At 70.7% G+C, this 12491-nt stretch carries 11 protein-coding genes; 4 read left to right on the forward strand and 7 right to left on the reverse strand.

Annotated elements, in window-relative coordinates:
• Window positions 1–130 precede the first annotated feature (130 nt).
• Window positions 131–649, reverse strand: a complete 519-nt coding sequence (locus A4R43_RS12560) for a cold-shock protein (RefSeq protein WP_162788440.1) — start codon at window positions 647–649, stop codon at window positions 131–133.
• Window positions 650–851: 202 nt separating this feature from the next.
• Between A4R43_RS12560 and A4R43_RS12565 the strand changes: the two genes are divergently transcribed.
• Window positions 852–1790, forward strand: a complete 939-nt coding sequence (locus tag A4R43_RS12565; RefSeq protein ID WP_113692507.1) for a nuclear transport factor 2 family protein — start codon at window positions 852–854, stop codon at window positions 1788–1790.
• Window positions 1791–1857: 67 nt separating this feature from the next.
• Here A4R43_RS12565 and A4R43_RS12570 read toward each other — a convergent pair whose 3' ends face one another.
• The 4 genes from A4R43_RS12570 to A4R43_RS12585 are packed head-to-tail and all read right to left on the reverse strand — an operon-like array spanning window position 1858 to window position 7937.
• Complete coding sequence (locus A4R43_RS12570; RefSeq protein WP_113692508.1) at window positions 1858–2808, reverse strand: EamA family transporter; 951 nt, start codon at window positions 2806–2808, stop codon at window positions 1858–1860.
• The gene (locus A4R43_RS12575; RefSeq protein WP_113692509.1) at window positions 2808–3494 is read right to left on the reverse strand and encodes a thioesterase II family protein; all 687 of its coding nucleotides are present in this window, start codon (window positions 3492–3494) and stop codon (window positions 2808–2810) included. Before A4R43_RS12575 ends, A4R43_RS12570 begins: the two co-directional genes overlap by 1 nt.
• Window positions 3491–7087, reverse strand: coding sequence for an amino acid adenylation domain-containing protein (locus A4R43_RS12580; protein WP_113692510.1), 3597 nt, complete (start codon window positions 7085–7087; stop codon window positions 3491–3493). Before A4R43_RS12580 ends, A4R43_RS12575 begins: the two co-directional genes overlap by 4 nt.
• A 25-nt stretch (window positions 7088–7112) precedes the next feature.
• Window positions 7113–7937, reverse strand: a complete 825-nt coding sequence (locus tag A4R43_RS12585; RefSeq protein ID WP_113692511.1) for a class I SAM-dependent methyltransferase — start codon at window positions 7935–7937, stop codon at window positions 7113–7115.
• Between the two features lie 94 nt (window positions 7938–8031).
• On the opposite strand from A4R43_RS12585, the gene A4R43_RS12590 reads away from it, so the two are divergent.
• Complete coding sequence (locus A4R43_RS12590) at window positions 8032–9033, forward strand: hypothetical protein (RefSeq protein ID WP_162788441.1); 1002 nt, start codon at window positions 8032–8034, stop codon at window positions 9031–9033.
• On the opposite strand, the gene A4R43_RS12595 is transcribed toward A4R43_RS12590, so the two are convergent.
• Window positions 9023–9235 (reverse strand): hypothetical protein, encoded by a 213-nt coding sequence (locus A4R43_RS12595; RefSeq protein WP_113692513.1) that lies wholly within the window; start codon window positions 9233–9235, stop codon window positions 9023–9025. The two genes, A4R43_RS12590 and A4R43_RS12595, sit on opposite strands and share 11 nt — an antisense overlap.
• Entirely contained in the window at window positions 9229–10647 is a 1419-nt protein-coding gene (locus A4R43_RS12600) for an amidase (RefSeq protein WP_113692514.1), read from the reverse strand. The genes A4R43_RS12595 and A4R43_RS12600 overlap by 7 nt, the downstream gene beginning before the upstream one ends.
• An 859-nt stretch (window positions 10648–11506) precedes the next feature.
• Here A4R43_RS12600 and A4R43_RS12605 point away from each other — a divergent pair.
• Window positions 11507–11920, forward strand: coding sequence for a hypothetical protein (locus A4R43_RS12605; protein ID WP_113692515.1), 414 nt, complete (start codon window positions 11507–11509; stop codon window positions 11918–11920).
• Window positions 11921–12223: 303 nt separating this feature from the next.
• Window positions 12224–12427 carry a hypothetical protein gene (locus tag A4R43_RS12610; protein WP_113692516.1) on the forward strand — a complete coding sequence of 68 codons (204 nt, stop codon included), beginning with the start codon at window positions 12224–12226 and terminating at the stop codon, window positions 12425–12427.
• Window positions 12428–12491 lie beyond the last annotated feature (64 nt).

Here is a 12491-nt window from a genome sequence, read left to right on the forward strand (position 1 = left end):
CGTCGACGCCACTGGCCGATCACGATAGCGAGGAATCGGCGTGTCCCCCGTGCCTCGGCGAAGTGCGGAGCCGGGCAGGTCCATTGTCACTTCGCCCACGGACAGAAGTTCCACCGCGTGGATCGCGGGCTTACGGGCCCCACCAGCCGCGTCGGTTGTCGGCGGCCCGTTTGTCGTGCTCCTTCGACGGGGAGGCGGCGCCCATCAGGATGAGGACAACCGCGATGAGGAACAGGACGGCGCCCGTCAGCCAGCGGATCTCACCCGAGAGCGAGGCGACCACCCACGCCACCAGCGCCACGGTGATCAAGGTGAGGACGACGTTTCGCCGTCGCCGGGCCCGCCGCTGGTCCACGCGGCGCCGCGAACCAGCTTGCCGGTCGATCGCCCCGCGAAGGCCCTTCCGGAAACGCTCCTCCTCGGCAGGCGACGCCCGCCGGCCGGGCGCGGTCCGACGCGAGCCGAGCAGGCGCACCCCGGTCGCCTCCCACCCTTTCGGGCCACGCACCAACTCGAACGACACACGGTCGCCCGCCCTCAACGACACCGGCCCGGGCGACCCCATGCTCGCCGTGCACACGAACACGTCGAAGCCACCGTCGTCCGCACGAATCGAGCCTTCGCCCGCCCCGGTGTCGAACGTCGTCACCGTTCCCCTACCCATCCCGCCGCCCTCTCAGCTGACTTCGCACCGCCGCCACCTTGTTCGCTCGAGTAAGCGTTGTGGGTCGCCTACCATTCCACCGGAGGGATCCCAGCAGTTACCTCCGGGGTAATCGACTCGGCCCCCGATCCTGGCCAGGCTGGCGAGCACCGGGCAGAGCCGCTGCCCCGAGAACTGGGAGAAACCCTTGCGCGCCTGGGTCAGTGCCTTCGCCGCCACCACCGCACTCGCCGCACTGGCGGCCCCCGCCGAAGCGGGGTTCACCGAACTGCCCGCCAACGTGCGCACCTTCATGGCCGCGTACACCGCCTGGGGCGACAATCCGCGGGACGTGGACGCCTACCTGAACCTGTTCGTCTCCGACGGCTCGGCCCGGCTGTGGGACAGCGGGCTCCAGCAGCCCATCGACACCCCGGCGGGCATCCGCGCGCAGATCGAAGGCGTGAACCGGCTGGTGCCCGACTACCGCTTCGTCCCGGAGGAGGTGACCGCGAGCCCGGACGGGAAGGTCGCCTTTGTCGAAGCACGCAACACCGGCACCGTCAACGGGCAGGCGGTTTCGTTCCGGACCACGCACCGGCTGATCTTCGGTGAGCGGGAACCGGCCAGGGTGCAGGACGGCAGGCGATCGTGGGACCAGGTCGAGCTGTTCGAACCGGTGGCCGACGCGCAGCACCCGCTGCCCGGCCTCTTCGAGGGGATCACGTCGTCACCTGGTGACCCGCGGCCGGGCGTCGAACTGCCGACGGCTGTCCGGCAACTGTTGTGGCAGCGGGAAAAGAGCGAAGCGCTGGTGGCCGGCCATTCCGGCACGGCGAGCCTGAGCGGGCCGGGCCTCACCGCGCCGATCACCGGCCGCACGTCGCTGACGGCGTACCTGGACCGGTTCTTCGGCAAGGTGAACGACCTGCGCCTCGAGCCGGGCGTCACGGTGCGCTCCGGCGCGACGACCTACCAGGAGTGGCTCGGCACCGCGACCGCCCACGGCGGCGGCGACGCCAGGCCGATCCCGTTCGCCATGGTCGAGCGCACCGGGCCGCAGCGGTGGTCGCTGCAGTTCGACACGCTGGACCTGGTGGCCTCCCGGGAAACCGTCAAGGTCCTGCGTGCGCGGATCTTCGGCTGAGCGCAGCCGACCCCGCCGGGCCGGTACTCGTTGAGCAACTGCGTCCTCCGTTGTCGGTTCGTGGAGGCTACGGCTCGCGGCCTCGGTGGTGGTCGGCGGCTGCGGGTTCCCGTTCGGCCGTCTCCTGCCGTTCACCCCACAGCACGAGGATGACGGCGGTGATGATCAGGGCACCGCCTGCCAGGATGCCCGGGGTGAGCTGTTCGTCCAGGATCAGCCAGCCCAGCAGCAGCGCGACGGCCGGGTTGACGTAGGCATAGGTCGTCGCCACGGTTACTGGTGCGCGGGTCAGCAGCCAGATCAGCGAGCCGAACGCGAGGATCGAGCCCGGGCCGATCAGGTACAGCAGCGCCCACCACGAATCACCGGACCAGGCCGACGGTGCCAGCTCCTCACCGGCGAGCAGGCCAACGGCGATCAGCAGCGGCCCGGCCACCAGCATCTGCGCCCCGGCCGTCAGCAGCGCGTTCTCCGGCAGCCGCACCCGCGGCGTGTAGAAGGACCCCACGGCCTCGGCGATCGCGGCCGCCACCAGGATCATCAGCCCGGTGAACGCCACCGGACCGCCCCATCCGGACGGCGCCAGCAGCACCACCACGCCGCTGAACCCGATCACCAAGCCGACCAGCACGGCCGGTCGCGGCCGTTCCTTCGCCAGCAGCCGGAAAACCGCCACCCACAACGGCATCGAGGCGATCACCAGCGCCGCCAGGCCGGACGGCACGGTGCGCTCCCCGAGGGTGAGCAGGCCGAGACCACCGCCGATGATCAGCACCCCGGTGAGCGCGGCGCCGCCGAGTTCGGCGCGGTCGAGCAGCAGCCAGCGGCGGGAGCGCAGCGCGCACCAGCCGTAGAGCAGCCCGCCGGCGACGACGAACCGGACACCGGCGCCGGACAGCGGCGGGATCGTCTCGACCATGATCCGGATGGCCAGGTAGGTCGATCCCCAGACCAGGTACAGCACCAGCAGGTTGATCCCGATCAGCCAGCGAGGGCCGCGCGGCACGGCGTTCTCCATCACAGCTCCAGATCCCGGCCGATCGCGCGCAGGAGCAGTGGCCGGGCCGTGGTCAGGTAGAAGTGGTCACCGGGCAGCCGCCGCCCGCGGCAGGTGGCGGTGGTGTGCTCGGCCCAGTCGTCCAGGTCCGCCGCTCCGACGGCGGGGTCGGCTCGCCCGGCGAACGCGGAGATCGGGCAGTCGAGCGGCGGCCCCGGCCGGTATTCGTAGGTTTCGGCGATCGTGTAGTCGGCGCGCAGCCGCGGCAGCAGCACGCTCCTGCTCTCCGGATCGGCCAGCAGCTCCGGCGGCACGCCGCCGAGGCGTTCGACCTCGGCGGCGAACTCGTCGTCGGGCAGGTCCCGCCGCGGCTGGTCGTGCCCGGCCGCCCGCGGTGGCGCCACGCTGCCGGAGACGAACAGCGCCCGTGGTGCGCGACCGGCCGCGGTGGCGGCTCTGGCCAGTTCGAAGGCAACCACTGCTCCGACGCTATGGCCGAACAGCGCGCACGGCAACGCGGTGAGGTCACCCACCAGCGTGGTGACGAGGTCGTCCATGCGCTGGCAGTGCTCACCCGGGTCACCGTCACGGCCGGGTAGCCGCACCGGCTGGACGTCGAGCCCATCGGGGGCTTCCTCGCGCCATCCGGCGTAGGCCGAGATGCCGCCACCGGCGTGCGGCAGGCAGTACAGGGTCACCGGGGTCATGCGGATTCCCCCGTCAGTGCGACCGCGAGGCCGCGGACGGTCGGCCGCCGCAGGAACGCGCCCAGCGGCAGGTCCACCCCGAGTTCCCGGCCGACCCGGTGCACCAGCCGCGCCGCCTGCAGGGAGCTGCCGCCGAGGCGGAAGAAGTCGTCGTCCGGGCCGACTTCGGGCACGCCGAGCACCCCGGCCACCAGCTCCCCCAGCGGCCGGTGCTCGGGCGGCAGATCGCCGTGGCCGGTGGGTGCGGGCGCCAGGTGACCGGCGAGCAGCGCGGCACGATCGACCTTCCCGCTGGGGGCGCGGGGCAGCGCCGGAATCGGGTGCACTCCGGCGGGGACGAGATGCGAAGGCAGCCGGTCCCCGAGCCAGGCCCGCAGCCGGTCGCCGTCCGGTTCACTCCCGTCCTCGCCGACCACGAAGGCTTCCAGCCGCGCGGGGGTGCCGGGCCGGTCGACCGCGCAGACCGCCGCCTGGCGCACCTGCCGGTGGCTTCGCAGCGCTTCCTCGACTTCTCCCGGTTCCACCCGGAAACCGCGGATCTTGACCTGTTCGTCGAGCCTGCCGAGGAACTCCAGCGCGCCGTCGGGGCGGTGCCGCACCAGGTCGCCGGTCCGGTACAGCCGCTCGCCGGGTGAGCCGAACGGGTCCGGCACGAACCGTTCGGCGGTGAGCACGGGACGGCCGCGGTACCCGCGCGCCACCCCGGCTCCGGCCACGTGCAGTTCACCGGCCAGCCCGGCGGGCACGGGCAGCCCGTCCTCGTCGAGCACGTGCACCCGGACGTTGCTCAGCGGGCGCCCGATCGGGATCCCGCGTTCGACGTCCTCCGGAGTCACCCGCCACCAGGTCACATCGACGGTGGCTTCGCTGGGACCGTAGAAGTTGTCCAGCTCCGCCTTGGTGTGCTCGAAGAACCGGGCACACAACGGGGAGGTGAGCTCTTCCCCGCCGGAGAACACGTAACGCAGGTCCGGGCAGTCCCCGAGCCCGGGTTCGAGGTCGAGCAGCACGTCGAGCAGGCTCGGGGTCAGGCCCAGCGCGGTGACCCGCTCATCGGCGATCAACCGCATCAGGTAGGCCGGATCGCGTTGCCCGCCCGGCTTGGCCAGCAGTAACCGGCCGCCGGTCAGCAGTGGGGCGAAGATCTCCCACACCGAGATGTCGAAGCTCAGCGAGGTCTGCTGCAGCACCGTGTCGCCCGGGCCCAGCCCGAAAACGCGCTGGTCCCAGCACATCCGGTTGACCACCCCGGCGTGCTCGACCTCGACGCCCTTGGGCCGTCCGGTCGAGCCGGAGGTGTAGATGACGTAGGCGAGGTCCCTCGCGGTGGCGCGGCGTGGCGGGTCCGGTTCCGGTTCGCCGGCGTCCAGGTCGTCCATCGCGAGCAGGAGCGGTCCCCGGTCCGGCAGCCATTCCCGCATCCAGTCCTGCGTGCACACGAGGCGGGTCCCGCTGTCTTCGATCATGTAGGCCAGCCGGTCTGGCGGGTAGTCCGGGTCCAGCGGGAGGTACGCGGCGCCGCTCTTGAGCACGCCGAACACCGCCACGATCATCTCGGGCGAGCGTTCCAGGCAGACGCCGACGAGTTCCCCCGGCCCGGCGCCGTGCCGCCGGAGCACCGTCGCGAGCCGGTTGGCCCGGTGGTTCAGTTCGCGGTAGGTCATCGTCCGGTCGCCGGAAACCAGCGCGGGGGCATCCGGATGGGCACACACGGTTTCCTCGAACAACTCGTGCACGCAACGGTTTCCGGGGAACGAGGCGGCGGTGTCGTTCCACTCGGGCCGGGTCCGGCGGGCGGCCAGTTCCCGGGGTGACGGCCCGGTGGGGCACGGCCGCCGCGGTCCGGCGGGCACCGCCGCGCGCCGGGCCGTCACCCCGGACATGGCCACCGTGTGCCGGTAGCAGTCCGCCACGCCGGACTCGTCGGTCAGGCCGAACGCGCCGTGCACCTGGATGGCACGCAGGCAGGCGCGCACGCCGTCCCGCGCCACCGCGGCGAGCAGCATCGCCGCGTCGGCGGTGACCTCCTCGCCGCCCTCGGTGCCGCGGCACAACTCGGCCAGCCGCGCCACCGCGGCATCCAGGCGCACCACGTCGGCGGCCAGCGGCAATGTCAGCCCCTGGTAGTTCGCGATGCGCTCGCCGAACTGGACGCGGCGGCCCGCCCTGGCCGCGGCCAGCCCGGTGGCCCGGTAGCCCAGGCCGAGGAGATAACCGGTGTGGCTCAACGGGTTTCGCAGTGCGGGGTCGGCGGTGAGCGTGTCCGGCGGCAGACCGGCGCGGCCGATCTCCTCGGCCAGCGCCACCGTTTCCGTCTCCCCCGCGCCGAGCCCGCCCTGGTGGGCCGGGCGGGTCGGCGGCAGCCACCTCTCCTTCTCACCGCGGACACGCAGCACTTCGGCTGGCCGTTCCGAGTGCGCCGCCTCCGCGACGGCCCGGGTGAAGTGGCCGCGGAGCTCGGTTCGCCAGTCCGCGCCCGTACCGCGCTCACCGTCGGTGGTGGCGGGATCGAGCAGCGCGGTGGCGACCGTGCCGAGCAGGATCTCCGAGGTGCCCCCGGCCAGGGTCAGTCCCGGTGCCTCGGCCAGCGCGGTGGTCAGCGCCGGGTCGGCCACCCCGTGCTCCCAGCCGAGCAGCGCCACCCGCTGGGCGAGTTCGCTGGCGCGCCACTTGGCCGCCGCCAGATCGGCGTCGGTGCAGCGTCCCGCCGCCAGCAGCGCGACGGCGCGGTCGCACAGGGCCCGTGCCGCTTCCAGGTCGTGGTGCAGGGCGGCGAGTTGCCGCCAGTCCACGTCGGCGCCGTCCCGCCGCAACCGCGCCACCAGCCTGTCCAGCCATCGGCGGGCCCGCCCGTAGAAGTTGATCCCGGTCCGTTCCGCGCCGAGCGCACCGCCGATCAGCGGCCAGCCGCCGCCGACCTCACCGACGACGGCGTCCGCGCCGAGCGTCACCCGGTCGAAGGTGACCTGGGTGAACGCCTCCGGATTGAGCGAGCCGACCCGTTCCACGCGCACCCCCGGCGTGTCCAGCGGCACCACGAACAGGGTGATCGAGGTGAACCGCTCGGCGCCCGCCGGTTCCGGTGGCCCGGTCCGGGCCGCGCAGATGCCGTAGGCGGCCAGCTCGCTGCGCACGTTCCAGATCTTCGTGCCGTCGAGCACCCAGCCGTCGCCGTCCCGCACGGCCGTGGTGCGCAGGGAACTCAGGTCGGATCCGGCGCCGGGCTCGCTGTAGAGCACGGAGAAGAACACCTCACCCGCGGCCATCGCCGGCAGATAGCGCGCCTTCTGCCGGTCGTCACCCGCCGTCAGCAAGGTGGTGCCCGCGTTCTCGATGGTGTTGACCCGCGCGGTGTCCGGCACCCCGGCCAGCGCCAGTTCCTCGGCCACCACGGCGGCGTCGGCGACACTGCCGCCGCCACCGCCGTACTCGCGTGGCCAGTCCGGCGCCAGCAGCCGAGCCCGGCCGAGCGCGCGATAGGTGCCCGGGGCCCAGGGCAGTCCCACGCAGGATTCGATCTCCGCCTGGTTTCCGGGTGCCGCGAGCACATCCCGGACCCGCTGCCGCAGGCCGGGTGTCGGGCGCACCGTCATCGGTCTGCCTCCTCGTGGCCGTCGCTCAGCTGGGCACCGCCGGTTTCACCGCTTCGACGAGCAGGTGGTAACCGAGGTGGTTCAGCGGCGGCAGGTCGCCCAGCAGCGCCTCCAGGGTCCGCACGGCACCGGCGAGATCCCCGTTGTCCAGCACGGAATCGGCGAGCCACGCCGAAATCGGGATGTTGCCGCGGATGGTGACCGGCACCAGCCCGGCCACCGCGGTGAGCCGCTTGAGGTCGTCGGGTGAGAAGCTGTGCCACGGCGCCCGGAATTCCGCGCCCCCCTGGGTTCCGGTGAACACCAGTTCCTTGTTCTCCACGTCGGTGATGTCGACGGTGGCGAACCGGTCGGCCGAGCTGAACCGCTCGAACACGGCGTTCTTCACCCCGAGGAGCAACCGGCCGCCCGGCCGCAGTACCCGGCGGATCTCGGCGAAGACGGCGGGATGGTCGGCGGGCGGCACGTGCATCAGCGCCAGCACGGAGACCACCACGTCGAAGGAATCGTCCGGGAACGGCAGGTCGGCCATGTCGCCCTGCTCGAACCGCACTTGCAGGTTTTCCTCCCCGGCTTTGCGCGCGGCCTGCTCGAGCATGGATCCGGTGAGGTCGAAACCGGTGACGGACCCCGCCCGGCGGGCCACCGGCAGGGTGATCCGGCCGGTGCCGCAGCCCAGGTCGAGCACCTGGTCCTCGGGTCCGACGCGGTCCAGCACAAAGGAGATCTCGGTGTCGGAGAACGTGGCGTCGAGTGCGGTGAAACCCGGAATGCGGTCGTCGTACTCGGAGGCGATCCGGTGGTAGATGTCGGCGATCAGGTCCTTCTGCCGATGCGTGTGCGTCGTCATCAGTCTCCTTTTCGGGTTTGAAGTCCACAAAGGACAAAAGAGCACGCCACGCGATTCGTGTAGACGTGCGCCGGGACGGCCAAACCAGGCTTCGGTGAAAAATCTCGCACAACACCCGATTGTCGTAATTTCCTGCCGCCCGCCCACGGCTAACGAATCTCCCCCGGCTGACGATCAAGAAGCCGACTTCGGCACTGGGAGACAAATGCAAACGGATCAGCACGGCGCCACTACTCCGCCGGACGGTGATTCGCCTGAACGGCAGAGCCAGACTGGGCTGATCGTCCTATTGGTCGCACTGCTGGCCACGGCCGCGGTGAGCCTGGGCATCTACCTCACGCCCGTCTCCCCCGAGCCACCGGCCACCAAGCCCAGCACCGCCGCGCCGGCGGCCTGGTCGCTGGAGAAGAACCGGCCGTTCCACGGCACTCCGGCACAGGACTGGGCCGAAGGCGAGGCCGCCATCCGGCTGCCCGAGCCGGTCGCCACCGGGGCCTTCACCGCCGAGCAGGTGGGCACGGCCCTGGGCAAGGTGAAGGAATTCCTGATCGCGGGACGGCTGAACCGAGACGTGCTGAGCGGCCGCGAACTGGAGCCGCTCTACGCGCCGCTCAGCGCCAACCTGCGCGACGCACTGCGGACCGAGCTGGAAGATCCGATGTCCAGACCGGCCTTCGCCACCAAGCTCGCCCCCGGTTTCCGGCTGCTGCCCGGCGAACCGAAGATCAACGGCACCATCCACGTCGAGCCCGGCGCCCAGAAGGGCGAACTGCTGATCAAAACCAACATGGTCTACGCGTACGCTTTCGACATCGACAATCCGCGGCAGGCCACCGAACCGATCGACGTGGTCACCAGCGTCCGGATAGACAACGAATTCACCTACCGCGACGGCGGCAGGTGGCCCGCCAAGCACCGCGGCCTCGACATGGCCACCGGCCGGGGCTTCTACTTCTTCAGCGCCTGCCCCTTTCTCGGCCAAGGGCTGCTGGCGCCCGCCTACGCCGATCCCAGGCCGAAAATCACCAGAGGGGCGCAAAGCTCGCTGGAATACTTCGACCCTGCCGCGAGGCTGCCCGATGAAATCACCTGCTAGCGGCCGCCACCCACCACGGCGGACGGTGTGCGCGTGGGCACAGCAGCCCGGCGAGGATCTCGTCGCCGACGGCGATAGGGCCACCGGTCACCGTGCCGCTGCCCGTCCGGCCGTCGGCGAATCGCCACGCCGCGACCGAGGACGGCGCCTCGGTGTTCGCGGAGCCGTCGCCCGCCTGCCTGATCACCTCGGCGATCAGCACTGGGTTTTCCGTTCGAGCAGTTCGGCCAGCCGGAGCGGGGTGCGGTCCTCGAACATCGGGCCGATGAGCTGCACGCCGACCGGCAGGCCCTCGGGGGAACGACCGGCGGGGACGGCGGTGGCGGGCAGGCCGGGCATGGTGGCCAGCCCGGCCCAGACGAGCTGGTCGAAGTAGGGGTACTCGGTGCTGTCGATGTCGATGCGGCGGTCCAGCGGATGGGGACTGTGGTCGTGCGGGAAAGCGGGCGTCGGCGTGATCGGGCAAACCACGACGTCGAACTCGGCGAACACTTGCCGCCAGCGGTGGCGGTGGAGTTCGCGGCGGTTGCTGGCCTCCAGCCAGTCGTGGTGGCTGAACACCATGGCGCGCCGCCGCACGGCGTCAAGACTCCGGTCGTCCGCGCTCCGCGGCTGCTCGTCCGACTCGATGGGAAAGCGCGCAACGGCACCGGAAATCAGCAACTGCATGGAGAGCGTCGCGGCTTCGGTCAGGTCGGGCAGCAGCGGGCTGCGCCATTCGACGCGGGCGCCGCCGTCCGCGAGCGCGGCGGCCACGCGGTGCACGCCCGCCCGCACGGCGGCGCCGGTCGGGATGAGCGGGTGGTCTTCGATGACCAGGACCCGGAAATCACCGAGCCGCTCGTGGCGGGCGGGCGGCAGTTCCAGGCGGTGCGCCACGCCGTGCGTCAGCGGGTCCGGTCCGGCCATCACGTCGAGCAGTAGCGTGAGGTCGCGGGCGCTGCGCGCCATCGGACCGACGACGGCGAGGTCGAGTTCGGTAGGCAAGGCGGGCTCGGAGGGCGCGACCATGCCGCGAGTGGCCGCAAGCCCGACTGTGGGCTTGTGCGCGTAGATGCCGCAGAAATGCGCGGGGGTGCGTAGGGAGCCCGCGAGGTCGGAGCCGATGGACAGCGCGCCGAACCCGGACGCCAGCGCCGCCGCCGACCCGCCGGAGGATCCGCCCGCGGTGCGGTCGTGTGCCCACGGATTGCTTGTGGTGCCGTAGATTTTGTTGAAAGTCTGGATGTCCTGCAGGCCCAGTGGCACATTCGTTTTGCCGAGCAGCACGGCGCCCGCGGCTTTGAGGCGCGTGACCTGTACCGCGTCCTCGGCGGGCAGGTGGTTGCGGTGCTCCGGCATGCCCCAGGTCGTGGGCAGCCCGGTGACGTTGTACGACTCCTTGACCGTCACCGGAATGCCGAGCAGCGGGCGGTCCTCACCACGCGCACGCGCCTGATCCGCCCGACGCGCGGCGGCGCGGGCCCGATCGAAATCCGGCACGCAGATCGCGTTGACAGTGTTGTTGTCGCGCTCGATACGGGCGATGGCCGCGTCGGTCAGTTCCACCGAGGTCACCGCACCGGCGCGCAGGGCGGTGCTGAGTTCTCCGGCTGTTTGGAAGCTCCAGTCCATGAATTCGACGTTATGGACTTGCCGGGGAAGGCACGAAATCGCGGCTGGCGCCAGGGTGTCTTGTTCGGCGTGCGAAATTCGCTTGCTAGTTGTGCTTTCGCCGCAGGTCACGGGTTTGTGGTGGGGTTATGTCAGCCGCATGGGCATGGAGTGGCGGGGCGCGCAAGGGGATGGATGTCTCATCTCGGGGGGCCTATCCCTTGCGCTGGCTGGCCTCCCAGAACTTGTCGCCCGCGCTGGTCAAGTACCGCCGCAGGAAGTCAGTCAACGTATCCGCCGCCATGAACCAGTCAGGCCGGGAATCAAGCGGCAGGGCGACAAGGATTCGGCCTGCGTCGTGATTTTGGTTTATGATCAAAGTTCCGAGTCGCCCAGGAATTCTCCGAGCACCAGGTCGCCAGGTTTGAAGTCCGCAGGTCGGGTCTTTCGCTGATCCGAAGTTGCTTGGGCACTCTCCACGGGGGACAGGATACGGAGCCCCCACTGGCCGTACTTCACGTCTTCGAAAAGCCGCGCGGATCGGCACGTCCGCCAGCATTCGACCACTTCTTCAGATCCGGTCAAGCCCGGCCATGCCTCATGTATCTCAGTGGCCGAGGCCGGTGGTTCCAAGGTGCAAGCCAGGTCGAAGGGCCGATCAGCGCCCAGCCCCTGCCCGGGAACTTTCCAGCCTCGGAAGAGATCGAGCACTTCACCAACACGCCGGGTCACAACATCTCCTCCGTGGTCGCTCGTGGATACGCACGATGATGCCGGGCCCAGCGAAGGACCTTCGAGAAATCGTTTACTTGATGTTGTGGTGGCGGTAGCTTGACCTCGCGCGAGGAGAGTACCTCGGCGAGACATCGGGGAGGGTGTTGTGTCGAAGAATCCGGGCACTGGCAGGAGACTGGCACTGATCGGGGCCGCGGTGGCCACGGTGGCAGGTGGCGTGTTCGCGGTGACGCCTGCCGTCGCGGCGCAGGTGGGTGAGGTCGGGGTGCAGCACTATCCGTGTGGCAGCAGCCGTCCGCCGAACAAGGACACGCAGGGCAGCAACGGCAACTGGCCGAGGGCGATCAGGGACCTGGTGCCGCAGAGCGGTTCGGCGTTCTCCTGCAGCGACCTCGCCAAGATCTACCACGGCGACAAGCTCGACTACTACCGCTGGACCGTCGGTTCCACCGACAACGCGATCTGGACCTACGTGTCCGCCTTCGAGCGCGGAACGGCGGGATGGGTTCTCGACAAGAACCTCTCGCCGGTGAGCCAGGACGCCGCTTACTGCCCGTAGCGCCGGGAACGACACCTAGACGCCAAGCTGCACCACAGAATTCGTCACCAGTGGTTGCCCCCGGGGCGTGCGCTGGCGGTGGAGGCGGCCGACTGCGCCACCGGCCTCCGGGCGACAATGGTGCGGTGAATCCGGAAAGCGCCTTGATCCAGCTGCGTGACACCCTCGGCCTGTGGTACGTCGGCCGCGCGGGGGCGGCTGATCTTGTCCGCGCGGCGTGCGATTTGCTAGTGGCCGGGGTCGACGGGCCATCGCTTCCACGAGCGGGACACGCCTGCCGCGCGTGAAGCGGCGTTGCGGGCGATGGCGGCACGGACCTTGTCCCGCGCGGTCGCGCCCCGGCAGCTGGCGGCCTGGGCGCACCGCACCTTCGGGCACGACACGCTCGAAGCCGCCGGGCGCCTGGCGGAGCTGGACGACGCCTACGACATCGCCGACTACGACGAGCGGGCGACCGGCGATCTCGACGCCGAGGTCATGGCGGAGGCGCGACGACTCACCACCTGACACCGGTGAACGCGCGCCACCCGCGGTAAATGCACGGGGAAATGCCGACGATCATCCTGAATGG

Source organism: Amycolatopsis albispora (assembly GCF_003312875.1).
GTDB lineage: Bacteria > Actinomycetota > Actinomycetes > Mycobacteriales > Pseudonocardiaceae > Amycolatopsis > Amycolatopsis albispora.